Source organism: Faecalibacterium sp. DFI.5.82 (assembly GCF_029076575.1).
In the GTDB taxonomy this organism is placed as follows: Bacteria; Bacillota; Clostridia; order Oscillospirales; family Ruminococcaceae; genus Faecalibacterium; species Faecalibacterium duncaniae.
Window position 1 is genome coordinate 144,019 of record NZ_JARFIS010000005.1, and the last position, 25,849, is coordinate 169,867.

Consider the following 25,849-nt stretch of genomic DNA (forward strand, 5'->3'; position numbering starts at 1 on the left):
CTGAGGATAGAATAGCACGCAAAAAGTCCCATAAAGCGGATGTTTGCTGCTTTTTTCATGGTTTTTTCAGTTTTTTTGATGTTTGCCGTTTTCCGGCTATTACCCCCGCAAGGCGGGGAAAGTGTTGCTCCCTATCAAGCATTCGGAGCACATCCGCTGATGCAGATCCCAGAAACAATACATATCAAGCATTGTTCTAAATCTCTGTACACCAATATTACACCTTTTTTCCCAACTTTACAAGCGGATCCTTCAGATTCAGCAAATGATACAAAAACCGCCCCGATCTCCTGTTACGGAAACCGAGGCGGTCATATACTTTATTGGTGCTTTTTCAAGCGCTCACGCAATTACTTGCGGGGGTTCTTGATCGCAGCCTGGGCGGGTGCCAAAATTGCAGAGCGTTCGCAACAGTGATATGCCGTTTCTTTAACACGCTGTATCACCAAAGAACGGCTTCACTGTACTAAGAGAAACTCCGTTACGCTTTGCTTTTTCCCGTTCATAAGTCACACGGGTAACTTCCTCAATAAAAGCTCGGACTTCCGGCGTTGCTGTTGACCATGTGACATTAAAGCGTCTGCAAATTTGATAAAATGTGCGATAAAATGTCTCTCGCTCTGCATCACGCTGAAAATATTCTTTTGCACTCATCAAACACACCTCATTTCAAGTAAGTTACAAAGATGTTCATTGCCGCCTCACCAGAAAGTTCATAACGCGGTGCTCCGCCAAAACTCGGCAATGGACAAGCTCCATAGTCCCGGACATAATGCTCTGCCAGCTCCGGAACCTTTGCCTCGAACGTGACCGTCCCGCCGCATTCATGGTCAATCGACAGCTTGATTCCGTACGCAATCAACACTCGGCCAATGCCCTGATACTTTTTAGAATGCCCGACAATTGTCGGATTGCTTTCCGGCTGGCTCTCAATGTAGGCAATATGGACCATCACGTCATTTTCCAATATTTCGTATGCAGCCAGCGCAACCAATTCGCCATTACTCGTCTTTAAGGCATACTTTTCAAAGACATCATCCTGAATATAATCTGACAACCAGCTTGTTTGCCAGACGGGTTCTTTTTCAGTCTGTACCGCATCAGACTTTTTCATGCGCACGATTTTCACACTGATATTCTGACTGCCGTCTGTTTTTATAATAAATGGTACAAACTTTGCCATACAGACCTCTTTTCCTAAATAAAGCATTTTACAGTCTTATTATACTCAGTCGCTCTTAAATTTTCAACCAGTCACCGCCTCCGCATCTTTTCAAATCTTTTTGTGTAAATATGTAAAATAAATATAATCCACGATATAAAAACCGCCCCGGCTTCCTGTTACGGAAACCGGGGCGGTTCGTTTGCGTTATTTATGTCGGTTCAGGCCCTTACGCAATTACTTGCGGGGGTTCTTGATCGCAGCCTGCGCGGGTGCCAAAATTACAGAGCGTTCGGAGCAACGATGATACGTTATTTGTGAATTTCCAGTGTGTTTTACCCCATCTCCGCAATGATCTTCTCCAAATTTTCTTCCTGCAAATAGAATTCCGGCAGTTTTGCCTTGTCATATAGAACGAATGGGCGGCATTTGCAAGGAGCAGTCACGCACAAAGCGCCCCCGGCTTCCTGTCAGGGAAACCGGGGGCGCTGCGGTTTTATGGAAAACGCCTCAGGCGCTGCAAAGCCTCAGTGCAGCAGGGAGCTGACCCATGCCCGGGCGGCCGTCTTGGCCTGGAGCTTATTGTACATCTTCAGGGTGGTGTTGTACACCTTCTGGCTCATGGCATTGCTGGCGTTGGTGGCGGCAGCCTGCTTGGCCTCAAGCGTGTCGGCAGCGGCAACGGCGGCCTTCATATCGGCGTAGTCGGCCATGATCTCCTGCTGGAGCGCGGCGTAGCTGGCCTTGGCTGCAGCCTGATCCTTTGCGGTGACCTGATTGCCATTGCTGCCGTAGGTCAGCAGGTTGGAGAGGGCGTCACGCACGCCGTAGAAGGAGTCGGTCCAGTCGTCCGGGTAGGTGTAGTAGCGGCCCTTGGCATCCTGATACCAGACGCCCTCGGTGGGCTGCTCGTCGGAACGGGTGACCTTATGGACCGAGACCTTGTAGACATCTGCGGTGTCGGTGGTCAGCATCGGATAGTAAGGGACGAAGGCGTTGTACACGTCGTCGTCAAAAGCGGTCCACTCGGTAATGGCGGTGTTCAGATCGCCGGTGGCGCTCACCTGGAACAGATGAGTCTCCACATTGCCCGTCTTGCCGATGGGCTCGGTCTGAAAGAAGTGGATGGAATCCTCCACCGAGAACTTCTTGGTCAGCTGGATGTTGGAGTAGACCGGGACGATGGCACCGTTCTCGCCGACGTTGCTGATGGCAAAGTCGGTCTCACTGTAGTTGTCCTTTGTAAAGGTGTCGGTGCCGTACAGGTAGTTCAGGCCGGCTGCCATGCGGTCCGATGCGATGTCGCCATTGTAGGAGGCATCCAGATCGATGACATTGGCAGCGGCGTCGCCCACAAAGGTACCGGCTTTCTGGGCCACGGAGATCAGGTTGGCAGAGGCCACCACATGGTCGGTGTCATCCAGATCGATCTTGCCCATAGCGGCGATGTTGGGCTGCATGAAGACCACGCTGGAGGAGAGCTTCAGGGCAAGGTAGGTGTGGCCCGTCAGGTTCTCCACGAACCAGGTCTCATTCTGGTCGGCAATGAACACGCCGGAGCCGCCGGCTGCACCGGCGTTGTCGTAGATGGAGGTCAGCAGAGCAACACCCTCGCGGGCCGTGGAAGCTTCGCTCAGCAGCACCGTGGTGATCTCGGCTTCCTCAATGCCGTTGTCCACATAGGGGTCTACGCTCAGCACGGCGTCGGTGCCGTAGAGAGACTCGGTGGCAGAGACCATGACACCCTTCTCGTTGGTGCCAGCCTCCTCATAGGGGGTGTGCTCGTGGGTGCTGTCGCAGTCCGGGCAGACACCCAGACCGTTGTCGTCCCGGCGGGCGGTGTAGCGGTAGCTGTCGTGGGTGAAGGTGTAGGTAAAGCCGTAGCAGCCCTCGTACACCTCGCCCGCGGTGTGCTTCCCGGCGGGGCTGATGTTGAACAGCTTGTTGTAATCGTTGGTGCCCAGATCCTCGATCCGGCCAAACATGGTGGTGCCATCCTCGGTGAGGTCGCTGCCGACATAGAGTGCCGTGCAGGCGAAGGCGGAAGGAACCACGGCAAGCGTCATCGCACAGGCGATGAAAGCCGCAGCAATTTTCTTCTTCAAAGACATAATAGTATCGATCCCTCTCTTGTTGATTGTCGGCATTTCGTCGGCGGGTGTTATAATACACCCATTTTAATGAAAATGCAAGTATTTTCCCGAAATTTTAGCATATATTCATTTTTACATGGTATATATTCATATTGCGTTTTTCATCTGCCCCTCCGTGAGCGCAAAAAACCGCCCCGGTTTCCTCTTTCGGAAACCGAGGCGGTCATATACTTTATTGGTGCTTTTTCAAGCCCTCACGCAATTACTTGCGGGGGTTTTTGATGGCAGCCTGAGCAGCAGCGAGGCGTGCGATAGGCACACGGAAGGGAGAGCAGCTGACGTAGTCCAGACCGACGTTGTGGCAGAACTCCACGCTCGTGGGATCGCCGCCGTGCTCACCGCAGATGCCCAGGCCCAGATCGGGGCGGGTCTCACGGCCATCGTGTGCGGCCATCTTCACCAGCTTGCCCACGCCGATCTGATCCAGGTGCTGGAACGGATCGCTCTCGTAGATCTTGTTCTCGTAGTAAGCGCCCAGGAACTTGGCAGCGTCATCACGGCTGAAGCCGAAGGTCATCTGGGTCAGGTCGTTGGTGCCGAAGCTGAAGAACTCAGCCTCCTTGGCGATCTCGCCGGCAGTCAGAGCTGCACGGGGGATCTCGATCATGGTACCGACCTGATACTTCATGTCAACGCCAGCAGCAGCGATCAGCTCATCAGCGACCTTGACCACAACGTCCTTGACGAACTTCAGCTCCTTGACCTCGCCGACCAGCGGGATCATGATGTGCGGGGTGATCATGCAGCCGGTCTCAGCGGAGACGTTCAGGGCAGCCTTGATCACGGCGCGGGTCTGCATAGCAGCGATCTCGGGATAGGTAACAGCCAGACGGCAGCCGCGGTGACCCATCATGGGGTTGAACTCGTGCAGAGAAGCAACCACGTTCTTCAGGTCATCGAAGGTCATGCCCATATCGGCAGCCAGCTCCTTGATGTCCTCGTCCTTGGTGGGCAGGAACTCGTGCAGAGGCGGATCCAGATAACGGATGGTCATCGGGCGCTCACCCATGATGCGGTACATGGCCTCGAAGTCACCCTGCTGGAACGGCTCGACCTTGGCCAGAGCAGCTTCGCGCTCTTCCACGGTACGGGCGCAGATCATCTCACGGACAGCCTTGATGCGGTCCTCAGCGAAGAACATGTGCTCGGTACGGCACAGGCCGATGCCCTCAGCACCCAGGTCAACGGCCTGCTGTGCGTCGCGGGGGTTATCAGCGTTGGTCATGACCAGCAGCTGACGAGCTGCGTCTGCCCAACCCATGAAGCGGTTGAAATTCTTGTTGCCGGTAGCGGCCACGGTAGCGACCTGCTCGCCGTAGATGTTGCCGGTGGAGCCATCAATGGAGATCCAGTCGCCCTCAACGAACTTGTGGCCGTTGATCTCGAAGGTCTTGGCTTCCTCATCAATCTTGACCTCGTTGTCATTGCCGCAGCCGGAGACACAGCAGGTGCCCATACCACGGGCAACAACGGCTGCGTGGCTGGTCATGCCGCCGCGGACGGTCAGGATGCCCTGAGACACCTGCATGCCCACGATGTCCTCGGGAGAAGTCTCCAGACGGACCAGAACGACCTTCTTCATCTTGCCGGACTTGACCATCTCCTCTGCTTCCTCAGCGGTAAAGACGATCTGGCCGCAGGCGGAACCGGGAGAAGCTGCCAGGCCCTTGCCGACGACTTCGGCGGCCTTCAGGGCAGCGGCATCGAACTGGGGATGCAGCAGGGTATCCAGCTGCTTGGGCTCCACGCGCAGGACAGCCTCCTGCTCGGTGATCATGCCCTCGTCCACCAGGTCACATGCGATCTGCAGAGCGGCCTGAGCGGTACGCTTGCCGTTACGGGTCTGCAGCATGTACAGGTGGCCGTCCTCAATGGTGAACTCCATATCCTGCATATCGCGGAAGTAGTTTTCCAGACGGGTTGCGATCTCAACGAACTGATCGTACACCTCAGGCATCTGATCCTTCAGGTGGCTGATGGGAGAAGGAGTGCGCACGCCTGCGACGACGTCCTCGCCCTGTGCATTGATCAGGTACTCGCCCATCAGCTTCTTTGCGCCGGTGGCGGGGTCACGGGTGAATGCAACACCGGTGCCGGAACGGTCGCCGGAGTTGCCGAATGCCATCTGCTGCACGTTGACAGCGGTGCCCCACTCGTAGGGGATCTCGTTCATCTTGCGGTAAACGTTTGCACGGGGGTTGTCCCAGCTGCGGAAGACGGCCTTGACTGCCTCGATCAGCTGATCGCGGGGATCCTGGGGGAACGGCTTGCCCTCGTTCTCCTCGTAGATCTTCTTGAAGACACCGACCAGTTCTTTCAGGTCGTCAGCCGTCAGGTCAACATCGTTCTTAACGCCCTTGGCTTCCTTCATCTTGTCGATCTCGACCTCGAACAGGCTCTTCGGGACCATCATAACAACGTCTGCAAACATCTGCACGAAACGGCGGTAGCAGTCGTATGCGAAGCGGGCGTTGCCGGTCTTCTTGGCCAGACCTTCCACAGCCTCATCGTTCAGGCCCAGGTTCAGGATGGTGTCCATCATGCCGGGCATGGACTGACGGGCACCGGAACGGACAGAGACCAGCAGGGGGTTGGTGTTGTCGCCAAACTTCTTGCCGGTGATCTCTTCCAGACCCTTGAGATGCTCGAAGATGTCAGCAGTGATCTCATCGTTGATCTGACGGCCGTCTGCATAGTACTGGGTGCAGGCATCCGTGGTGATGGTGAAGCCCTGAGGAACCGGCATACCGGCAGCAGTCATCTCTGCCAGACCGGCACCCTTGCCGCCCAGAGTATTCTTCATGGTGACCTTGTCGCCGCCGAAGGCATCGTTACCCTCGCTGAAGTAGTACAGATACTTTTTGCTCATGCGTGTTTACCTCCCATTTGGTGACCCCCGGTGCCACGCCCGGCGGTCTCATCGCACTTTTTTCTCAAAGCTGATGAACATTGTCTTGTGAATGCTAAACTATTATACCAGAAAATTCCCACGTTGCCACCGGGCAAAACACCGAATTTGTTTGATAAATTTTGTGCAATTCCCTTGAAATTTACCCAATTTTCCGCTATTATAAAATGGGAGAAAGTTCGAGAGGTTTTTTGTTTTGCAAAGCCATTTTTCCGCATCTGGGATACATGCTGTTATCCATTGAAATTTCCGGTGGAATTCCACCTGCGGAACGGGCCGGAATTTCTCCCTCATGGATACAACAAAATACCACACCTTCCCAAGGAGGGACACTATTTATGGAAACCATTTCCAACGAAGCTCTGGCCGCAGCACGCGCCAAACTGGACGCTGCCGAAAGCCGGCGCGAGAACATCCTGCTTTTTCACATCGCCAACGGCGTGAACATTGAGAGCCGTACCGTCCAGATCGAGGATGGCGTTGTCATCGCCCCGGGAGCCACCATCCTGGCGGGCACCATCCTGCGCGGCAAGACGGTCATCGGCGCAGGCTGCGTCATCGGCCCCAATACCCTGATCGAGGACAGCACCGTGGACGAGGGCACCACCGTCAACGCCAGCCAGGTCTACGGCAGCCATCTGGGCCCCCACAACAACATCGGCCCCTTCACCCATGTGCGGGTGAACACTGTCACCGACTACGGCGTACATCTGGGCGCTTACGTGGAGACCAAAAACTCCAACTTTGCCCGGGGCAACACCGTGAGCCACCTGACCTACATCGGCGACAGCGATGTGGGCAAGTACTGCAACTTCGGCTGCGGCACCGTCACCTGCAACTACGACGGCAAAGATAAGTTCCGCACCCAGATCGGCGATTACTGCTTCATCGGCTGCAACACCAACCTTGTGGCCCCGGTCAAGGTGGGCGACGGTGCTTACACCGCCGCAGGCAGCACCATTACCAAGGATGTGCCCGCCCAGGCGCTGGGCATCGCCCGGGAGCGCCAGACCAATCTGGACGGCTGGGCCGCCCCCAAGATGGAGGCCTACATCGCCAAAAAGCAGAAGCTGGAGGAGGAGCAGAACAAGTAACTCTTCCGCTGCTTTATAAGGTATTATGCAAAAAAGCACCGCCCTGTATCTGTACCGATATAGGGCGGCTTTGTGTTTTTCCCGCAAAACAGATTTCTTTTTCTTCGCGCGTATGTTATACTAAAGAACTGTACCACACATTATTTAAAGCAAAAAAGAAAAGGCAAAACAACAACTATGAATGCAAACGACATCTGGCTGATCGCGGGCCTTGGCAACCCGGAAGCAAAATACGATGGCACCCGCCACAACGCGGGCTTTGCCGCGCTGGACTCTCTGGCGGGCAAATGGGGCATCAGCGTCAGCAAAACCAAGTTTCAGGGCCTGTGGGGACAGGGCGAGGCGGACGGCCACAAGGTGGTGCTGCTGAAACCCCTGACCTACATGAACCTCTCCGGCGATTCTATCGCCCCCATGGCGGGCTTTTTCAAGATCCCTGCCGACCATGTGCTGGTGCTGTGCGATGATATCACCCAGGCCCCCGGCAAGCTGCGCATCCGGCCCTCCGGCTCGGCAGGCGGGCACAACGGCCTGAAGAGCATCATTGCCCGGCTGGGCGGGGAGAACTTCCCCCGCATCCGCATCGGCGTGGGTGCCAAGCCCCGCCCGGACTATGACCTTGCCGACTGGGTGCTGGGCAAGTTCCCGCCGGAGGATGCCAAAGCCATGGCCGACCGCTACCCCGACCTGGAGTCAGCGGCCAAGCTTATCATGGACGGTAAGCTGGGGCTGGCGCAGAGCAAGTATAATGGGTGAGGGAGAACCCCCCAGTCGCCTGCGGCGACAGCCCCCGCTAATAGGGGGGCCCTTGGCATTGCGTAAAGTTTTACGGTTTTGCCAAGGCCGCCCCTAGTAGGGGCGGTGGCATTGCGAAGCAATGACGGTGGGGTTTAGCTTTCCAAAAGTGTTTGCTTCGAGAGGAGGTCTACGATGTACGAAGCGCTGCTGAAAAGCACAGCGGAATATCAGAAGATCGCGGAGAGCCTGCGCACCCCGGGCCCGGCGGCGCTGTTCGGCCTGCCGCCTGCGGGCCGTGCCCTGCTGTACGCCGCTTTGCAGAAGGATCTGGGACGGCTGGTCTGCATCGTGACCCCCGGCGAGGCCGAGGCCACCCACTTTGCGGACGACCTCAAGGCGCTGGGCCTGACCGCGGCGGTGTTCCCGCCCCGGGACTTCATGCTGCGGCCAGTGGAGGGCGCGGGCCGCGAATACGAGTACCGCCGCCTGTCGGTGCTGGGCGCGCTGGCGGGCGGGCGGCTGAACGCCGTCTGCGTGCCCGCCGAGGCGCTGCTGCAATACACGGTGCCCCGGGATGAGTTCCTGCGGAACACCCTCACCCTCAAGCCCGGCATGGTCTACAACCGGGAAGCACTGGTGGCGCGGCTCTTTGCCGCCGGGTACGTCCGGCGCAGTCAGGTGGACGGCCCGGGTCAGTTCAGTGTACGCGGCGATATCGTGGACATCTACGCGCCGGACATGCACCAGCCCGCCCGTGTGGAATACTGGGACGATGAGATCGATTCGCTGGCCTCCTTCGACCTGCTGACCCAGCGCCGGGACGGCAGTCTGGAAAAGATCTACCTTTCCCCCGCCCGCGAGGTGCTGTTCGGCAGCACCGCTGAGACGGCCGAGGCTCTGCGCGGAGCCATCAAAAAGGCGCGGGGCAAAAAACGCACCGCCATGGAAAAGGCCACAGAGGCCGACCTTGCCCAGCTGGATTCCGGCCTGATGCCCGAAGCCATGGACAAGTATTACGGCATCCGCTACCCGCAGCCCGCCACCCTGCTGGACCATCTGGACAGCCCCATCTTTGTGCTGGACGAGGTGGGCGGCATCCGGGATGCCCAGAAGGCCACCGAGTACCGCCGGGGCGAGGAGCTGACCGGCCTGCTGGAGGAGGGTGTGCTCTGCCCAGGGCTGGACGTGCTCTACCAGACCATGGACGACCTTGCCATTGCGGCCCAGAAACAGAGCACCCTGCTGTGTGAGAACTTCCTGCGGGGGATGAACGAATTCAAGCTGAAAGACCTCATCAACGTGGAGGCCTTTGCGGCCCCCAACTGGGGCGGCGACCTGGCCTCCCTGCGGGAGGATCTTGACCCGCTGATCGCCCAGGGCTATGCCGTTACCCTCTTCTCCGGCACCCCCAAGGGTGCCGCCGCCCTGACCCGGGACCTGACGGACAAGGGCTACTCCGTAAGCATGAGCCGGGACGTGCGCCCGGCCAAGGGCATCGTGCAGGTGCTGCCCGGCCACCTGACCGCAGGCTGTACCTTCCCCTTTGCCCACGCGGCGGTCATCTCCTCCCGGCGGCACGGGCTGGATGAAGAAACCGCCGCCGAGAACAAAAAACGCAAAAAGAACAAAAACGCTCTGTCCAGCCTTTCGGACATCAAGCCCGGGGACTATGTGGTGCACCAGAGCCACGGCATCGGTATGTACGCGGGCATCCAGCGGCTGGAAGTGCAGGGTGCCATCAAGGATTACCTGAAGATCCAGTATTCCGGCTCCGATGTGCTCTATGTGCCCGTCACCCAGCTGGACCTGCTCAGCCGCTACACCGCCCCCGGCGACGAGGAAAAGGTGAAGCTGGCCAAGCTGGGCGGCACCGAATGGCAGCGCACCCGCGCCAAGGTGAAAAAGGCCACCGAGGAGATGGCCCAGGAGCTCATTGAGCTGTACGCCCGGCGCAGGCAGGCCCAGGGATACGCCTTCCCGCCCGACGGCGACTGGCAGAACGATTTTGAGACCCGCTTTGAGTACGATGAGACCGACGACCAGCTCCACGCCACCGCCGAGATCAAGCAGGACATGGAAAAGCCCTACCCGATGGACCGCCTGCTCTGCGGCGACGTGGGCGTGGGCAAGACTGAAGTTGCCCTGCGCGCGGCCTTTAAGTGCGTGATGGGCGGCAAGCAGTGCGCCCTTCTGGCCCCCACCACCCTGCTGGCCTGGCAGCACTACAACACCCTGCTCTCCCGGATGGAGGCCTTCCCGGTGAAGATCGGGATGCTCTCCCGCTTCCGTACCGCAAAACAGCAAAAGGAGACCCTGCGGGGCCTGCAGTCCGGCAGCGTGGACATCGTGGTGGGCACCCACCGCCTGCTCTCCAAGGATGTGCGTTTCCACGACCTGGGCCTTGTCATCATCGATGAGGAGCAGCGGTTCGGCGTGAAGCACAAGGAGAAGCTGAAGGAAAACTTCATCGGCGTAGATATGCTGACCCTCTCGGCCACGCCCATCCCCCGCACCCTGAACATGGCCATGAGCGGCATCCGCGACCTGTCCACCATCGAGCAGCCGCCCATTGAGCGCCAGCCCGTGGAGACCTTTGTGCTGGAGTACAACGATGTCATCCTTGCCGAAGCCATGAAAAAGGAGCTGGCCCGGGGCGGTCAGGTGTACTACCTGCACAACCGGGTGGACAACATCGAGTCCACCGCCGCCCATGTCAGCCAGTTGGTACCCGGTGCCCGGGTTGGCATTGCCCACGGCAAGATGACCGAGGAGGAGCTGAACCCGGTCTGGCAGCATCTGCTCAACGGCGAGATCGACATTCTGGTCTGCACCACCCTGATCGAAACGGGCATCGATGTGCGCAACTGCAACACCCTTATCATTGAGGATGCCGACCGAATGGGCCTTGCCCAGCTGTACCAGATCCGGGGCCGGGTGGGCCGCTCCGGCCGCAAGGCCTACGCCTACTTCACCTTCCGGCGGGACAAGACCCTGACCGACATCGCCCAGAAGCGGCTTTCCGCCATCCGTGAGTTCACGGCCTTCGGCTCCGGCTTCCGCATCGCCATGCGCGATCTCCAGATCCGCGGCGCGGGCAGTCTGCTGGGCCACAGCCAGCACGGCCACATGGAGGCCGTGGGCTACGACCTCTATGTAAAAATGCTGGGGCAGGCCATCGCCCGGGCCAGGGGCGAGCCGGTGCAGCGCGACAAGAGCGAGTGCCTGATTGACCTGCGGGTGGATGCCTACATCCCCGAAACGTACATTGCCGACGGGCCGGGCCGCATTGAAGCCTACAAGCGGATCGCAGCCATCCAGACCCCCGAGGATGCCGCCGATGTGCTGGACGAGCTCATCGACCGCTACGGCGACCCGCCGCCCTCGGTCAGCGATCTGGTCAATGTCTCGCTGGCGCGGGTGCAGGCCACCGCTGTGGGCGTGTACGAGGTGACCCAGAAGAAGGACACTCTGGTGCTGCAGGTAGAGCAGCTGGACCTCCGGATGATCCAGGGCCTGCTGGTGGCCTTCAACGGCCGCGTTGTCACCGGGGCCGGCGCAAAGCCCTACCTCTCCGTCACCCTGCAAAAAGAGGAAAAGCCGCTGGAGCTGCTGCAGAGCATCCTCCGGGCGATGCAGGATATTTTGAAAGATTAACGGCCTCACCCTCTCAGTCAAAGCCAATAGGCTTTGCCAGCTCCCCCAAAGGGGGAGCCTTTGGCGGCTCCCCAAGACCTTGCGGGGAATTACCAAAGCCTCTCCCCTTGGGAGAGGTGGCAGCGCGCTTGCGCTGACGGAGAGGGCGGGCGATCCGAACGACAGGAGCATAACAATGAAAAAGAAACTGATCGCACTTCTTTCCGCCGTGGCAATGGTATTTTCCCTTGCCGCCTGCGGCTCCACCCCGGATTCGGTGGGCACCATCGGCACGGTGGACATCACCTCGGGCCTGTATCTGCTGGCCCAGTACGACGCTTACCAGAAGGCCGCCGATCTGGCCACCTCGGAGCAGGATGCCACCGATGTGAAGGCCTTCCTGAAGCAGACCATCACCGTGGATGCCGACAGCGGCGAGACCGCCACTGTCAGCGACTATGTGAGCCAGAAGACCATGGAGAACCTTGAGACCTACGCCGCCATCGAGACCCGCTTTGAGGAGCTGGGCGGCCAGCTGACCGCAGAAGAGGAAGCACAGGCCGACAGCTACGCCTCCCAGCTGATGGAGCAGTACGGCGACACCTACAAGGCCAACGGCATCGGCCTGAACACCGTCCAGCGGTTTGAGCGCATCCTCATCAAGAGCAGCGACCTGCTGGAGCTGGTCTACGGCGTGGATGGCGAGACCCCGGTGTCGGATGCCGACCTGACCAGCCATCTGGAGAACAACATGTATGAGCTGGCCTATTACACCATCCCGCTCTACAACACCAGCACCTATGCCTCTGCCGATGACGACCAGATCACCCAGATGCTGGCCCTGACCCAGGCTGCTGTGGACCAGACCAACGCCGCCGCTGCCGCCGACAGCAGCACTCTGCTGGGCTACTTCTCCGGCGTGGTGACCTCCGCTCTGCCGGAGGTCTACGCCGTGCTGGGCTCCACCTATTCCTCCGATTCCACTGCACCTTCTCTGGAGCTCATCGGGGACAGCACTGTGACCTCTGCCTTTACCGCAGAGGGTGCCGCCGACACCATCCGGGGCCTGTCCATCGGGCAGGCAGCGGCTGTGAAGTACAACAGCTACGCCCTGATGGCCGCCCTGCGGCTCGACCCGCTGAGCCTGAAGGCGCTGGATGACCTGCGCGGACAGGTGCTCAACGATATGAAGGGGGAGGAGCTCTCCGAGGCGCTGACCGCCTACGGCGCTTCTCTGGAGCACAACCTGAGCAGCTCCGCCATGAACAGGATGCCCGCTTCCAAGATCGTGAACAGCAGCACCAACTAAGTTTTTATTGATATGCAAAAAGGCTGTTGCCTAAACTCCTTCCGTCATCGCTGACGCGATGCCGCCTCCCTCTGAGAGGGAGGCTTTCACAGTTCACCGTTACGCCAAGGCTCCCTCCGAGAGGGAGCTGGCACGGCGAAGCCGTGACTGAGGGAGTTACAGGGTAACAGCCTTCTTTTTTATTCTACGGTCTTCTCAAACGCCGCTTCCAGCGCCTGGTTCACGGCACGCACAGCGGCGGGGTCGGGCTTGATGGCGGCGCGGTCGTAGGTGAACAGGCCGTTCACCTCGTCCTCCACATCGCTCACCTGGGTGTACACCAGGGCCGAAAGCCCCTTTTTCAGCTGGGGGAGCACCGTTTCCAATTGCAGCTTTTTCCAGCGGGCGGTCAGCTCGGCCCGGCTCTTTGCCGTGCCGTAGCCATACGCCCTGCGGGGCGGCTCATGGCCGGGCATGGGCCAGGCAATGCCGCCGTATTCGCTCAGGGCCACCGCCCGGCTCCGGGGCCTGACCCGGAGCGGGTAGAAATAGTTGTGCAGGGAATCCACATCTCCCCCGCCCTGATCGTACCAGCCGCTGGCCTCGTCCACAAGGCGGGTATCGTCCAGCCTGCGGACGGCCTCCACGGCCCCGGCGGCATCGAACTGCCCCCACCCCTCATTGAAGGGCACCCAGCAGCCCACGCAGGGGTGGCACTGCAGGGCCTTTACCGTGGCTTCCAGCTCCCGGGCATATTCTTCCCTGCCCGCTTCCGTTTCGCGGCCCAGCAGGCCCCAGAGGGGCCTTGCGTCGGGCAGGCGGCGGAGCAGCGGCTGGAACACATTGGTCAGATAGGTCACGAACCAGAGCTTGTAGGGCCCGCCGCCGTTCACCATGTCCTGCCAGACGATGAGGCCCAGCTTATCGCAGTGGTAATACCAGCGCTGCGGCTCGATCTTGGCGTGCTTGCGCAGAAGGTTGAAGCCCAGCTCTTTTATGGTCTGCAGTTCCCGCACCATTGCCCCATCGCTGGGCGGGGTGTACAGGCCCTCGGGCCAGTAGCCCTGATCCAGCAGGCCGTTGAGCAGGATGGGCTTGCCGTTCAGGCAGAAACGCATGATCCCGTGGGCATCCGGCGCACAGCTCCACTTGCGCAGGGCAAAGTAGCTGTGCACGGTGTCGCGCTGCTCCTCCTCTCCCTGCGTGGTGCCCACGGTCAGGTCGTACAAAAACGGGCTGTCCGGGCTCCACGGGAAGAAATGCTCCTCCGGAATGTGCAGGGTCACCGCGCCGTCCCGGTCGGCCTCGTCGCTGCCCCAGTCCTCGGCAATGGTCACGCCCCCGGCCCGCACCACGGCCCACAGGTTCGCCGCCCCGCCGGGCAGGGAGGTATGAGCTTTTACGGTCACGGTGCGGGCATCATAGTCCGGGGTGACGGTCAGCTCCGTGATGTAATTTTCCGGCACCCGCTCCAGCCAGACGGTCTGCCAGATGCCGCTCTGGGCCGGGTAGAACATCCCGCCGGGCCGGAGGGTCTGCTTGCCCCGGGCCTGCACGCCGGTGCCGGTGGGATCCTGCACGGCTACCCAGAGCCGGTCATGGCCGGCAGGGTTCAGCGCATCGGTGATATCCAGCGCAAAGGGCCAGTAGCCGCCCCGGTGGCCCCCCACCAGATGGCCGTTGACCTGCACGGCGCAGGCATAGTCCACGGCCCCGAAGTGGAGCAGCACCCGCCCGCCGGTGCCCGCCGGGGGCACAAAGCTCCGGTGGTAGTGGAGCCACGCCCCGGGCTGCAGGGTGCGCCCCACGCCGGAGGCTTTCGTCTCCGGGGAGTAGGGCACCAGAATGTCGCCGTCCCACTTTGCGGGCAGCCCGGCAGAGCTGGTGATGGCGTACTGCCACAGGCCGTTCAGGTTCTCGTAGCTGTCCCGCCGCAGGGCCGGGCGGGGGTATTCGGGCAGAGGATGATGCTGCATACTGTCACCGCCTTTTCTGCTCCCATTGTAGCACAGGCCAACCGCCTTGTATAGGCGCAAAAAGCCCCCGCCGCCGGGGTTCCGGGGCAGGGGCCGTGATGCAGCGCTTATGCCAGTTTTGCTTCCAGCCGGGTGCGGATGGCCTGGATGAATTCCTCGCTGTTCACCTGGGTGGGGGTGATGCCCTCCGCCAGGCCGCAGAGGTCTTTGGTCATAATGCCGTCGTTGAGGGTCTGCAGGCTGGCAGCCTCCAGCGCCTCGCCAAACCGGACCAGCGCGGGCAGGCTGTCCAGCTCGCCGCGCTTTTTCAGGGCACCGCTCCAGGCAAAGATGGTGGCCATGGGGTTGGTGGAGGTGGCTTCGCCCTTGAGGTACTTGTAGTAGTGGCGGGTCACGGTGCCGTGGGCGGCCTCGTACTCATAGTTGCCGTCCGGGCTGACCAGAACGCTGGTCATCATGGCCAGCGAACCAAAGGCGGTGGAGACCATATCACTCATCACGTCGCCGTCGTAGTTCTTGCAGGCCCAGACAAAGCCGCCCTCACTGCGGATGACACGGGCCACGATGTCATCGATCAGGCTGTAGAAATAGGTGATGCCTGCGGCTTCGAACTTTTCCCGGTACTCGGCATCGTACACCTCCTGGAAGATGTCCTTGAAGGTGTGGTCATACTTCTTGGAGATGGTGTCCTTGGCACCGAACCAGAGATCCTGTTTGCTTTCCAGCGCGTAGTTGAAGCAGCTGCGGGCAAAGCTGTAGATGGAGGTGTCCTTGTTGTACTGGCCCTGCAGAACACCGGCACACTCGAAGTTGTAGACCGTGGCGGCCTGCCGGGAGCCGTCGTCGCCGGTGTAGATCAGCTCCGCCCTGCCGGGGCCGGGGATGCGGAACTCGGTGCACTTGTACACGTCGCCGTAGGCGTGGCGGGCAATGGTGATGGGCTTTGTCCAGTTCTTGACCACCGGCTTGATGCTGTCGATCATGATCGGCGCACGGAACACGGTGCCGTCCAGCACGGCGCGGATGGTACCGTTGGGGCTTTTCCACATCTGGTGCAGGTGGTATTCCTCCACGCGCTGGGCGTTGGGGGTGATGGTAGCGCACTTGACTGCCACGCCATACTTCTTGTTGGCAAGGGCGGCATCCATGGTCACCTGATCCTGGGTGGCATCCCGGTTGGGCAGGCCCAGATCGTAGTACTCGGTCTTCAGATCCACAAAGGGCAGGATGAGCTCCTCCTTGATGATCTTCCAGAGCACACGGGTCATCTCGTCGCCATCCATCTCCACCAGCGGCGTGGTCATCTTGATCTTTTCCATAACAGTTTCCCTTTCCTCTGTTTCAAAAAATACTGTGACCCCCGGCGGCACTGCCAGATGCTCTGCCGGGAGGTTCGGCTTTATTGATACGCGGCCGCCAGCTTTTCCAGCGCGGGCAGGCTGCGCTTTACCTTTTCGGTGTCGATGCAGTAGGCAAGGCGGACATAGCCCGTTACGCCAAAGGTATCGCTGGGCACCAGCAGCAGGTCAAATTCCCGGGCCTTGCGGCAGAAGGCGTTGGCATCCTCCTCCAGTGCCTTGGGGAAGAGATAGAAGGTGCCGCCGGGCCGCTCGACCTCAAAGCCCAGCGCTTTCAGCTTGTTGTAAAGCAGATCCATATTGGTCTCGTAGACGCTCAGGTCGCTGGTCACATCCAGGCAGCGGCTCACGGCGCGCTGGATGATGCTGGGCGGGCAGTTGTGGCCGGTAAAGCGGGAGATCTGGGCCATCATATCCACCAGCACCTCCTCGCCCTCACAGCCGGGGCGCACGGCCACGTAGCCCAGGCGCTCGCCGGGCAGGCTCAGGCTCTTGGAGAAGGAGAAGCAGGTCAGGGTGTGGGGGTAGAACGCCGCCGGGTAGGGCACAGCCCTGCCATCAAAGGCGATATCCCGGTAAGGCTCGTCGCTGACAAGGAAGATGTTGTGGCCGTAGGCCCGGCTCTTCTCGGTCAGGATCTCCGCCAGCCGGGTCAGGGTGTCGGCAGAGTAGACCACACCGGTGGGGTTGTTGGGGGTGTTGATGAGGACGCAGGTGACCTTCTCGGTCAGCATCTGCTCAAAGGCCTCCAGATTGGGCTGGAAGGCAGGGGCCTGGGGCGGCACCACCCTGAGATGGGCACCGGTGCCCTCCACATAGGGGCCGTACTCCGGAAAGTAGGGGGCAAAGGTCAGCACCTCATCCCCGGGCCGGGTCACGGCGCGCACAGCGTGGGCAATGGCACCCGCCGCACCCGTGGTGGGAAAGATATCCTTCTGCGCATAGGGCAGGCCGAAGGTCCTGTTCAGGTGGGCCGCCACGGCGGTGCGGAACTCCGGGTCGCCCTGGCTGGGGCAGTAGCCATGCAGGGCCACCGGGTCCTCCTGTGCCAGCAGCTCCTGCATGGCGGCGGTGAACTGCTCCGGGCAGGGCACGCTGGGGTTGCCCAGCGAGTAATCAAACACGTTCTCGTAGCCGATCTGGGCCGCGCGCTGCTTGCCATACATAAAGGTCTCGCGGATGACGCTCTTGTGGGCCAGCATCCCGCGGTAAGTCTCGTTCAGCATAAGTTCCTTCCCCTCTAAAACACAAATTTATTTTTCGTGGGCAGCAGACGCATAGCTCTGCTCTACTTTCACCACACAGCTGTATTTCGGGTCCTGCTCATGGACGAACTGGCACATGGCGGCCAGCATCTCGTCCTTGTTCCCGGTATAGCCCGCCGGGAACTCCAGATCGAACAGGACATTTGTATGGGTATCACCCGGCACGATGCGCAGGTCGTGGATCGAAAGGCAGGGGTCGAGCTGGCGGGCCTTTTCCATCAGGCGGGTGCGCAGCACGCCCACCGCCGCATCGGTAGTGACGATGGGGTCATAGTGGATGGTCACCTGCAGGCCGTCCCGCTTTATAAAATCGTTCTCGATGTTGTCGATGACATCGTGGGCCTTGAGCGGGTCGGTCTCTGCCGGGAACTCGATGTGGAGGGAGGCGAACTGATGCCCCGGGCCGTAATCGTGCACCATGAGGTCGTGCATCCCCAGCACGCCGGGGTAGCCCATGACCGTCTGCTCAATGTGCTCCACCAGCTCCGGGCTGGGGCTCTCGCCCAGCAGAGGGCTCAGGGTGTCCATGACCAGCCCCCAGCCCGACCAGAGGATGAAGGCTGCCACGGCCACGCCCATGATGCCGTCCAGCCGCGCCCAGCCCGTCAGGCTGCAGACCACGGTGGAGATCAGCACCGCGCCGGTGGTCAGCACGTCGTTGCGGCTGTCGGCGGCGGTGGCCATCAGGGTCTCGGAGCCGATGGTGCGGCCGATGGTGCGGTTGAAGCCGCTCATCCAGAGCTTGACGAGGATGGATGCGGCCAGCACACCCACGCTCAGCCAGCTGAACGCCACGGGGGTGGGGTGGAACACCTTGACCACCGACTCCTTGAGCAGGGAAAAGCCGATGCCCAGGATGGTCACGCTGACCACCAGACCGGCCAGATATTCATAGCGGGCGTGGCCGTAGGGATGCTCGGCATCCGGGGCCTTGGCGGCCAGCCGGAAGCCGATGAGGCTGACCACGTTGGACGAAGCGTCCGAGAGGTTGTTCAAAGCATCCGCCATGATGGCGATGGAACCGAACAGGGTGCCTGCCAGCAGCTTGCCCAGGCAGAGCAGCAGGTTGCAGGCCATGCCCACACCGCTGGCAAGGTTGCCATAGGCCGTGCGGGTAGCAGGGTCCTGGGGGTCATTGGGATGCCGGATGAACCGGCGGATCAGGAATTGCGTCATATCTATCTTTCATCTCCAGAGGTGCGTTCAAAAAATACGACTTAGGTATAGTATAGCACCCAGCTTTACCGTTGTGAAGCGTTCACCCATGAAACTGCGGCTTGTCAGGCGGCAGTTTTGTGAATTTACTTCTTGTTGCAATCAAAAAAGAGCTGCCGCGCGTCCCTTTGCCAACACTTTGGTTGGCAGAGAGCGCCGCAGCAGCCCCTTTTACGGTTCTGTCAGGGGAACTCAGACATTCTTGGCAGAGGGCTTGCTCAGATCCACACCGCGGATGATCTTGCGCACGGGCAGGATGCTCTTGGCGTTCATGGACAGCTCGTCCACGCCCATCCGCAGGAAGGTCTCGGTGAGGGCGGTATCCGCGCCCAGCTCACCGCAGATGCCCACCCAGATGCCGTGGCGGTGGCCCGCCTCAATGGTCATCCGGATGGCCTTCAGCACAGCGGGGTGATGGGGATCAAAGAAGGGCTCCAACTTGGCGTTCTGGCGGTCCAGCGCGCAGGTGTACTGGGTCAGGTCGTTGGTGCCAATGGAGAAGAAATCGCACTCCTGGGCCAGATCGTCCGCCACCAGAACTGCGGCGGGGGTCTCGATCATGGTGCCCACCTCGATCTTGTCGCTGAACTTCTTGCCCTCGGCGGTCAGCTCTGCCTTGCACTCCTCCAGCACGGCCTTGGCATCCTGCAGCTCCCGCAGACTGGTGATCATGGGGAACATGATGCTCATGTTGCCGTAGGCAGAAGCGCGCAGCAGGGCCCGCAGCTGGGTCTTGAAGAAATCCCTGCGGGTCAGGCAGATGCGGATGGCGCGGTAGCCCAGCGCGGGGTTGTCCTCGTGGTCGAGCTTCATGTAGTCCACGGTCTTGTCCGCGCCGATATCACAGGTGCGCACGACCACCTTTTTGGGAGCCAGGCTCTCCAGCACCTGCTTGTAGGCCTCGAACTGGTATTCCTCGGTGGGGTAATCCGTGCAGTTCAGGTAGACGAATTCGGTGCGGAATAGGCCCACGCCGCCCGCGTCGTTCTGCTGGACCGCGCCCACATCGCTCATGCCGCCGATGTTGGCAAAGACCTGCACGGTCTTGCCGTCCAGCGTGGTGTTGGGCTTGCCCTTGAGCTCGGCCAGCAGGGCCAGCTTCTTCTGGTCCTCCTGCTGGCGCTTTTTCAAGCTCTCCAGCAGATCGGGGGTGGGGTCCACATACACGCAGGCGTTGTAGCCGTCCACCACAGCCATCTTGCCGTCCCAATCTTCCTGGATCTCCTTGCACTGGATCAGGGCGGGGATGTTCATGCTGCGGGCCAGAATGGCGGTGTGGCTGTTGGAGCTGCCCTCCCGGGTGATGAAGCCCAGCAGCAGGCTCTTGTCCATCCGCACCGTCTCCGAGGGTGCCAGATCCTCTGCCACCAGAATGCTGGGTTCCGTGCCCTGCAGGGTGGCATTGTCCACGCCCTGCAGGATGTCCAGCATGGCCTGGGCAATGTCGATGACATCGGCGCTGCGGGCCTGTAAATAGGGATCGTCCATGGCGGCAAACACGGCGGCCTGGTTGTCACCCGCTTTCTTGACGGCATACTCCGCACACATGTGCTGGCCGTTGATGATCTCCTTGATGGCATCCACAAAATCGTCGTCATCCAGCATCATGGCATGGATGTTGAACACCTCGGCAATGTCCTCGCCTGCCTCGGCCAGTGCCTTTTCATACAGGGCAGTCTGCTGGTCAATGGCCTTGGCCCGGGCCTCTTCAAAGCGGGCTTCCTCTGCCGCCGTGTCCGCGACCTGGGCGGTGGAGATCACGGTATCTTTTTTCTTGTAAATTTTCAGCTTGCCGATGGCAATGCCGTTCAGGATGCTTTTACCGGTTCCTACCTGCATCGTTCTCTCTCCTTTGTTGAGAATTTAGTGCGAAAAAGCCCCCGCAGGGTCTCCCGCAAGGGCTTTTGTCCGCAGATTCAAAGATCAGACGTTCTCGGTCAGGAACTTCTGAATGGCCTCGGCAGCGGCGGCCTCATCGTCGCCCTCCACCTTCACGGTCACGGTGTCGCCCTGCTTGACACCCATGCCCATCAGAGCCATCAGTTTGCGCAGGTCGCAGCTCTTGCCGTCCTTTTCCAGGGTAGCGGTGCTGGCAAAGCCCTTGGCCACCTTAACGAGCAGACCGGCCGGACGAGCGTGGATGCCGCATGCATCCTTAACAGTATACTGGAATTCCTTCATAATCATTTTCTCCTTACTTCATCCCGTTTCAGATCCGGACGGTCCTGCCACTCCGGACGCAGCCGATTTTGCTGCGGGATGCTACTATTATTATAAACCCGCTTCGTTATTTTTTCATCATTCCATATTGCTGATTTTTAGCCAGAAATTTTGGTGCTATTGAACAGAAGTTTTGCCCCCATTTTTCCACCGGATTCATTCGACAGGATACCCCTCGGCATCCAGGGGCAGGTCGGTGTACTGCGCCTCCTCGGGCACCACGGAGTCCGGCTCCCCGCTGGTCTGCTGGCTCTGCCCGGCCGCGCCCAGCTCCTCATCATGGCGCTCTCCCCAGTCGCCGCTGTAATCCTCACCGGACACCTGCTGGGCATCCTGCTGCTCAGCCTGCGCCATTGCGGTCTGGGCATCCTTCAGGCCGATCACCGTGCCTGACGGCTTTTCCAGCAGGTAGGCCCCCACAGCCTTTTTGCGGTAGACCAGCAGCACGCCGTAGCGGCTGGTCTCTCCGCTGCTGGCCGCCGGGATCAGGGCGGTCCACTTTTCCACGGTTTTCCCTTTGTAGCGGATAAGATCCATCCCGCTTTGCTGTACCACCCCGTTGAAGGCCGAGAAGCTGTCGTCCCACTTGCGGGGGATCTTGACCTTATCCGCCGTGATGGATGTGCCGTCCACATCCAGCCCATAGCCCGTGAACCAGGTCTGGATGTCCTGCGCGCTCTCGATCCGGTTCACCCCGGCCGCTGCCGCCACCGTGCGGGTGCTGATGTACCGCCCCAGAAAGGCGCTGAAGATCACCAGCGCACAGCAGAGCGCACCGGCCCCCACCTTTTTCAAGCTCGTCTTGTTCAGCGTTACCACAAACATACCGTTCCCTCCCACCCGTTTTGTTCTGAAAAGAATATATGGGGCGGGCAGAGGAATTATAACCGCGCTGCGGCAGATCCACTTTCCTGCGCAGGAGTCATTTGAAAAAGTTGTTTCTTCTGTTAAAAAGTCACTTGAAAAAGCTTCAGTTATCGCAAAGAAGTCCCTTGAAAAAGTTATCCTTTTCTTTTATAATAGATGCAGGATCATTTATTTTCGGGAGAGTGAAACGATATGTTAAGGCGAAAGATCACAGACCAGCTGCTTGCATGGAAAAACACGCCCGGCCGGAAGCCGCTTATCATCAAGGGCTGCCGTCAGTGCGGCAAGACCTTTTCTGTATTGGAATTTGCCAGAAAGAATTACAAACACACAGTGTACCTCAATTTCTTCGAGAATCCGGATTATGCTTCTGTCTTTTCCGGTTCTCTGGAGATCGACAACATCGTGATGATGCTCTCTGCCCTTCTTGGCAAGGATGCCGTTTTTGAGCCGGGCCAGACGATCCTGATCCTGGACGAGATCCAGGATTGCCCGGAAGCCCGGACGGCCCTGAAATTTTTCCGCATCGACGGCCGCTATGACGTGATCGGCACCGGCTCCCTGTTGGGCGTAAAGGGCTACGGCAAGGAGCCAAGATCCGTTCCTGTCGGATCGGAGACGGTTCTTGAAATGTACCCACTGGATTTTGAAGAATTCTTATGGGCCAATGGCATCACCGAACCTGTCATTGCGCTGCTGCAAAGTTCTTTGGACTCCGGTTCCCCTGTGCCGGAAGCGCTGCACAACCGGATGCGGCAGCTTTTGCTCCAATATACCGTTGTGGGAGGAATGCCGGATGCTGTCCAGACCTTTGTGACCAGCAGGCAGATGGATGAGGTCCTGCGTATCCAGCGGGACATCGTTCGTTCCTATGAGGACGACATGGTAAAGTACGCGGAGAAAAAGGATAAGTCCCGCATCAAGGAGTGTTTCCAGTCCATTCCCCGCCAGCTTGCCAAGGAAAACAAGAAATTCCAGTATTCCGTTGTAAAAAAAGGCTCCACCTCCGCAAAATATGCCGGAAGCCTGCAGTGGATCGAGGATGCTGGCATCATCACACGGTGCCACAATCTGTCCATTACCGAGCTGCCTCTGGATGGGAATGCGGAAGAGGATGCCTTTAAGGTCTATATGTGCGACACCGGCCTGTTCGTCAGCATGCTGGAGGACGGAACGCAGTTTGACATCCTGCAAGGCGACCTCTATGGCTACAAAGGCGCTATCTTTGAAAACCTGATCGCCGATATCTTCACCAAGATGGGGCGCAAGCTCTACTATTTCCACAAGGATTCCGGCCTCGAGGTGGATTTTGTGATCCGTTATCAGGGGGAATGCACCCTTGTAGAGGTAAAGGCCCGCTCTGGAAATGTCAAAAGCACAAAGACGATCCTCAACCACCCTGAAAAATATCATGTATCCCATGCGATCAAGCTCGGGGACTATAATATCGGGAAAAACGGGCCGCTCCTGACCCTTCCACTCTATATGGCCTTTCTGCTGCGCAGCTGCTGACCTGTACAGCACCAAAAGAGCCCCCGCCGGAATAAACCGGCAGGGGCTCTTTCTCATAGCGGTAAGTTCAGGATCACTCGATCAGGCCGTTCAGCAGGGCCAGGCACTTGCGGCTGTGCAGCTTGCGGATGGCCTTGGCCTCGATCTGGCGGACACGCTCACGGGTAACACCGAAGTCGCGGCCCACCTCCTCCAGCGTGCGGGGGCGGCCATCGTCCAGACCAAAGCGCAGGCGGATGACCTTTTCCTCACGGGGGGTCAGGCTCTTGAGGGCCTGATTGATCTGCTGGGCCACCATGGCGCGGTCCGCTGCCTTGCCGGGGGCCTCAGCGTTCTCGTCGGCCACGAAATCGCCCAGGGAGGAATCTTCTTCCTCGCCCACGGGGCTTTCCAGGCTGGCGGGTTCCTGCGCCATGCGCTGGATCTCGCGCACGCGCTCCACGCTCATATCCATGGCCTTTGCCAGCTCCTCGGGGGTGGGCTCGTGGCCGTTCTGGTAGACCAGCTGGTTGGTGGCCTGACGCATCCGGTTGATGGTCTCGACCATGTGCACCGGGATGCGGATGGTGCGGGCCTGATCCGCAATGGCGCGGGTGATGGCCTGACGGATCCACCAGGTGGCGTAGGTGGAGAAGCGGAAGCCACGGTCACAGTCAAACTTCTCGGCGGCCTTGATCAGGCCGATGTTGCCCTCCTGGATCAGGTCCAGGAACGCCAGGTTGTGGCCGACATGCTTCTTGGCGATGGAGACCACCAGACGCAGGTTGGCCTCGCTCAGGCTGCGGCGGGCGTTCAGGCCGTCGCGGCGGATCTTGAGCAGCTCCTGGCGGCGCTCCTCCGTCAGGGGGCCGTTTTCAACAGCCTCCATGGCTTCTTCTTCGGCAGCCTTTTCCTCATCGTCCTCGTTGGACTTGGTGTTGCCGTCCTCGTCCAGATCCTCGGTATAGCTCCGGCTGTTCTCATCCTCCTCGAACGAGAAGCGGGCGCTGTTCTTTTTGATGTACTCAGGCGCGCCGTACTTCTGGCGGTCGGCCTGAAGGATGTGGGCAGCCTCGGCACCGGCGTGGATGCGCTTGCTCAGGTCCACTTCCTGCTCCGCGCTCAGCAGCGGGATCTGGCCGATCTGCTTGAGGTAGTTCTTCACAGGGTCATCCAGCAGCTCATCCATGGCAGCCTTCAGGTCTGCGGGGTTCTCCTCTGCCGGGTCGTCCTCATTTTCATCGCCCAGGCCCAGCTCATCGCTGTTTGCCTCGGCACTTTCCACCTCTGCCATGATGCCTTCCACATCCAGGCTGGTGTCACCGTCGGCCTCGTCATCCAGAATTTTGATGCCGCGCTCCTCCAGAAGCGTGTAAAGCGTTTCCACATCCATCCGGCACTGGGAAGCCAGTGTCTTGGCCTCGCCCGCCGTCAGGGTGCCTTCGCCCTTCGTCAACAGTTCCTTCAAAGTCATGCCCATTTCGCTCTCTCCTTTTCACCGCGGCGCTGGCTGCGCCGTAAGTGATATCGTATCATAAGTTTTGCCGCTGCGGGATGGTTCAAATCACCAGGCCGCCGTTCACACCGAACACCTGCCCGGTGATGTAACCGGCGCTTTCGCCTGCCAGGAACACCAGCAGCTGCGCCACCTCGTCCGCGCTGCCCAGGCGGCCCACGGGGGTCTCCTCGGCCAACGCAGCCTTATCCTCTGCCGTAAAGGCAGCCATCATATCGGTGTCGATGACACCCGGAGCCACGCAGTTCACGGTGATGCCGCTGGGCCCCTCCTCTTTGGCAAGGGCCTTGGTCAGGCCGATCAGGCCCGCCTTGGCAGCGGAGTAGTGCACCTCGCAGCTGCCGCCGGTCTGGCCCCACATGCTGCTCACGGTCAGGATGCGGCCCGCCTTGCGGCGGATCATGCCCGGCAGAGCCAGCTGGCACAGGTGGAACGCGCCGCTCAGGTTCACGTCCAGCATGTGCTGCCACTCCTCCGGGGTGATATCGGTGAACAGCTTCTGCTGGGCAATGCCCGCGTTGCTCACCAGCACATCCACATGGCCCACGGCCTGCTCCACGGTGTGGAACGCCACCTCACAGCTGGCGCGGGAGGCCACGTCGCACTGGACCGCCAGCAGGCCCGGCAGCGCCTTTTCCAGCGCCGCCGCCTCCTCGGCGTGGGTGTGGTAGAGCACCGCCACCCGGTAGCCCGCCTGCCAGAAGGCGCGGGCCGCCGCGGCTCCGATGCCCCGGTCGCCGCCCGAGATCAGCACGCAGCGCCCGTTGGCCGCAGGGACTGCCGGTTCCGGTACAGCCTCCACCGGCGGTTCCGTTTCCGCTGCCGGTTCCGGCGCAGCTTCCTGCACCGGCTCCTGTTCCGGCGCAGGGGCCCGGGATGCCTTGTCCTCATCGCTCAGGTCAAAGGTCAATTCAAATTCATCATCGTACAAGAGTCAGCCCTCCTGCCGTTTGTTCTCTGCCTGC

At 60.0% G+C, this 25,849-nt stretch carries 20 protein-coding genes; 6 read left to right on the top strand and 14 right to left on the bottom strand.

Translation table 11 applies throughout. The features are described 5' to 3' along the window. The first annotated feature begins 39 nt into the window (after positions 1–39). Complete coding sequence (locus tag P0G09_RS08525) at positions 40–417, top strand: hypothetical protein (RefSeq protein WP_275252445.1); 378 nt, start codon at positions 40–42, stop codon at positions 415–417. 12 nt (positions 418–429) lie between these two features. Here the strand turns inward: P0G09_RS08525 and P0G09_RS08530 are convergent, their stop codons facing one another. From P0G09_RS08530 to P0G09_RS08550, 5 genes are all read right to left on the bottom strand, one after another. Further along, positions 430–654 (bottom strand): hypothetical protein, encoded by a 225-nt coding sequence (locus P0G09_RS08530; RefSeq protein WP_143405634.1) that lies wholly within the window; start codon positions 652–654, stop codon positions 430–432. Between the two features lie 10 nt (positions 655–664). Continuing rightward, complete coding sequence (locus P0G09_RS08535) at positions 665–1,183, bottom strand: hypothetical protein (protein WP_275252446.1); 519 nt, start codon at positions 1,181–1,183, stop codon at positions 665–667. Between the two features lie 506 nt (positions 1,184–1,689). Continuing rightward, positions 1,690–3,273, bottom strand: coding sequence for a C69 family dipeptidase (locus P0G09_RS08540; protein WP_242700132.1), 1,584 nt, complete (start codon positions 3,271–3,273; stop codon positions 1,690–1,692). 244 nt (positions 3,274–3,517) lie between these two features. Further along, a complete protein-coding gene (gene ppdK, locus P0G09_RS08545; RefSeq protein WP_275252447.1) occupies positions 3,518–6,184 on the bottom strand; it encodes a pyruvate, phosphate dikinase in 2,667 nt (888 codons plus the stop codon). After that, on the bottom strand, positions 6,181–6,441 hold the full coding sequence (locus P0G09_RS08550; RefSeq protein WP_275252448.1) for a hypothetical protein: 261 nt from the start codon (positions 6,439–6,441) through the stop codon (positions 6,181–6,183). The genes ppdK and P0G09_RS08550 overlap by 4 nt, the downstream gene beginning before the upstream one ends. Before the next feature lie 120 nt (positions 6,442–6,561). Here P0G09_RS08550 and P0G09_RS08555 point away from each other — a divergent pair, with 120 nt between their 5' ends. The 4 genes from P0G09_RS08555 to P0G09_RS08570 all read left to right on the top strand — a co-directional run bounded on the left by P0G09_RS08555 (position 6,562) and on the right by P0G09_RS08570 (position 12,997). Beyond that, positions 6,562–7,317 carry a DapH/DapD/GlmU-related protein gene (locus P0G09_RS08555; protein ID WP_275252449.1) on the top strand — a complete coding sequence of 252 codons (756 nt, stop codon included), beginning with the start codon at positions 6,562–6,564 and terminating at the stop codon, positions 7,315–7,317. Between the two features lie 177 nt (positions 7,318–7,494). Next, positions 7,495–8,073, top strand: coding sequence for an aminoacyl-tRNA hydrolase (pth, locus tag P0G09_RS08560; protein WP_275252450.1), 579 nt, complete (start codon positions 7,495–7,497; stop codon positions 8,071–8,073). Positions 8,074–8,247: 174 nt separating this feature from the next. Then, positions 8,248–11,709, top strand: coding sequence for a transcription-repair coupling factor (gene mfd, locus P0G09_RS08565; RefSeq protein WP_275252451.1), 3,462 nt, complete (start codon positions 8,248–8,250; stop codon positions 11,707–11,709). A gap of 175 nt (positions 11,710–11,884) precedes the next feature. Next, on the top strand, positions 11,885–12,997 hold the full coding sequence (locus P0G09_RS08570; RefSeq protein ID WP_275252452.1) for a foldase: 1,113 nt from the start codon (positions 11,885–11,887) through the stop codon (positions 12,995–12,997). A 179-nt stretch (positions 12,998–13,176) separates the two neighbouring features. On the opposite strand, the gene P0G09_RS08575 is transcribed toward P0G09_RS08570, so the two are convergent. The 7 genes from P0G09_RS08575 to P0G09_RS08605 all read right to left on the bottom strand — a co-directional run bounded on the left by P0G09_RS08575 (position 13,177) and on the right by P0G09_RS08605 (position 21,835). Continuing rightward, positions 13,177–14,952: a sugar-binding domain-containing protein gene (locus P0G09_RS08575; protein WP_275252453.1), complete on the bottom strand. Its 1,776-nt coding sequence runs from the start codon at positions 14,950–14,952 to the stop codon at positions 13,177–13,179. Between the two features lie 107 nt (positions 14,953–15,059). Beyond that, positions 15,060–16,271: an NADP-dependent isocitrate dehydrogenase gene (locus tag P0G09_RS08580; RefSeq protein ID WP_005930182.1), complete on the bottom strand. Its 1,212-nt coding sequence runs from the start codon at positions 16,269–16,271 to the stop codon at positions 15,060–15,062. A gap of 80 nt (positions 16,272–16,351) precedes the next feature. After that, positions 16,352–17,536, bottom strand: coding sequence for a pyridoxal phosphate-dependent aminotransferase (locus P0G09_RS08585; RefSeq protein WP_275252454.1), 1,185 nt, complete (start codon positions 17,534–17,536; stop codon positions 16,352–16,354). A 27-nt stretch (positions 17,537–17,563) separates the two neighbouring features. Then, a complete protein-coding gene (locus tag P0G09_RS08590; protein ID WP_156058861.1) occupies positions 17,564–18,751 on the bottom strand; it encodes a cation diffusion facilitator family transporter in 1,188 nt (395 codons plus the stop codon). Between the two features lie 231 nt (positions 18,752–18,982). Next, positions 18,983–20,629: a phosphoenolpyruvate--protein phosphotransferase gene (ptsP, locus tag P0G09_RS08595; RefSeq protein ID WP_097772958.1), complete on the bottom strand. Its 1,647-nt coding sequence runs from the start codon at positions 20,627–20,629 to the stop codon at positions 18,983–18,985. Between the two features lie 84 nt (positions 20,630–20,713). Beyond that, complete coding sequence (locus P0G09_RS08600) at positions 20,714–20,977, bottom strand: HPr family phosphocarrier protein (RefSeq protein ID WP_005930193.1); 264 nt, start codon at positions 20,975–20,977, stop codon at positions 20,714–20,716. Between the two features lie 189 nt (positions 20,978–21,166). After that, the gene (locus tag P0G09_RS08605; protein ID WP_207697503.1) at positions 21,167–21,835 is read right to left on the bottom strand and encodes a DUF4830 domain-containing protein; all 669 of its coding nucleotides are present in this window, start codon (positions 21,833–21,835) and stop codon (positions 21,167–21,169) included. 234 nt (positions 21,836–22,069) lie between these two features. Here P0G09_RS08605 and P0G09_RS08610 point away from each other — a divergent pair, with 234 nt between their 5' ends. Next, a complete protein-coding gene (locus P0G09_RS08610; protein ID WP_275252455.1) occupies positions 22,070–23,389 on the top strand; it encodes an ATP-binding protein in 1,320 nt (439 codons plus the stop codon). 73 nt (positions 23,390–23,462) lie between these two features. Here the strand turns inward: P0G09_RS08610 and P0G09_RS08615 are convergent, their stop codons facing one another. Both P0G09_RS08615 and fabG read right to left on the bottom strand, forming a co-directional pair. Then, a complete protein-coding gene (locus tag P0G09_RS08615) occupies positions 23,463–24,848 on the bottom strand; it encodes an RNA polymerase sigma factor (RefSeq protein ID WP_156062024.1) in 1,386 nt (461 codons plus the stop codon). Between the two features lie 79 nt (positions 24,849–24,927). Further along, positions 24,928–25,815, bottom strand: a complete 888-nt coding sequence (gene fabG, locus P0G09_RS08620; RefSeq protein ID WP_275252456.1) for a 3-oxoacyl-ACP reductase FabG — start codon at positions 25,813–25,815, stop codon at positions 24,928–24,930. Between the last annotated feature and the right edge of the window lie 34 nt (positions 25,816–25,849).

Coding starts and splice junctions, on each gene's coding strand:
- P0G09_RS08525 (WP_275252445.1), top strand. CDS start 40: ATGTTTGCTGCTTTTTTCATGGTTTTTTCAGTTTTTTTGATGTTTGCC.
- P0G09_RS08530 (WP_143405634.1), bottom strand. CDS start 654: ATGAGTGCAAAAGAATATTTTCAGCGTGATGCAGAGCGAGAGACATTT.
- P0G09_RS08535 (WP_275252446.1), bottom strand. CDS start 1,183: ATGGCAAAGTTTGTACCATTTATTATAAAAACAGACGGCAGTCAGAAT.
- P0G09_RS08540 (WP_242700132.1), bottom strand. CDS start 3,273: ATGTCTTTGAAGAAGAAAATTGCTGCGGCTTTCATCGCCTGTGCGATG.
- ppdK (WP_275252447.1), bottom strand. CDS start 6,184: ATGAGCAAAAAGTATCTGTACTACTTCAGCGAGGGTAACGATGCCTTC.
- P0G09_RS08550 (WP_275252448.1), bottom strand. CDS start 6,441: ATGCGGAAAAATGGCTTTGCAAAACAAAAAACCTCTCGAACTTTCTCC.
- P0G09_RS08555 (WP_275252449.1), top strand. CDS start 6,562: ATGGAAACCATTTCCAACGAAGCTCTGGCCGCAGCACGCGCCAAACTG.
- pth (WP_275252450.1), top strand. CDS start 7,495: ATGAATGCAAACGACATCTGGCTGATCGCGGGCCTTGGCAACCCGGAA.
- mfd (WP_275252451.1), top strand. CDS start 8,248: ATGTACGAAGCGCTGCTGAAAAGCACAGCGGAATATCAGAAGATCGCG.
- P0G09_RS08570 (WP_275252452.1), top strand. CDS start 11,885: ATGAAAAAGAAACTGATCGCACTTCTTTCCGCCGTGGCAATGGTATTT.
- P0G09_RS08575 (WP_275252453.1), bottom strand. CDS start 14,952: ATGCAGCATCATCCTCTGCCCGAATACCCCCGCCCGGCCCTGCGGCGG.
- P0G09_RS08580 (WP_005930182.1), bottom strand. CDS start 16,271: ATGGAAAAGATCAAGATGACCACGCCGCTGGTGGAGATGGATGGCGAC.
- P0G09_RS08585 (WP_275252454.1), bottom strand. CDS start 17,536: ATGCTGAACGAGACTTACCGCGGGATGCTGGCCCACAAGAGCGTCATC.
- P0G09_RS08590 (WP_156058861.1), bottom strand. CDS start 18,751: ATGACGCAATTCCTGATCCGCCGGTTCATCCGGCATCCCAATGACCCC.
- ptsP (WP_097772958.1), bottom strand. CDS start 20,629: ATGCAGGTAGGAACCGGTAAAAGCATCCTGAACGGCATTGCCATCGGC.
- P0G09_RS08600 (WP_005930193.1), bottom strand. CDS start 20,977: ATGATTATGAAGGAATTCCAGTATACTGTTAAGGATGCATGCGGCATC.
- P0G09_RS08605 (WP_207697503.1), bottom strand. CDS start 21,835: ATGTTTGTGGTAACGCTGAACAAGACGAGCTTGAAAAAGGTGGGGGCC.
- P0G09_RS08610 (WP_275252455.1), top strand. CDS start 22,070: ATGTTAAGGCGAAAGATCACAGACCAGCTGCTTGCATGGAAAAACACG.
- P0G09_RS08615 (WP_156062024.1), bottom strand. CDS start 24,848: ATGGGCATGACTTTGAAGGAACTGTTGACGAAGGGCGAAGGCACCCTG.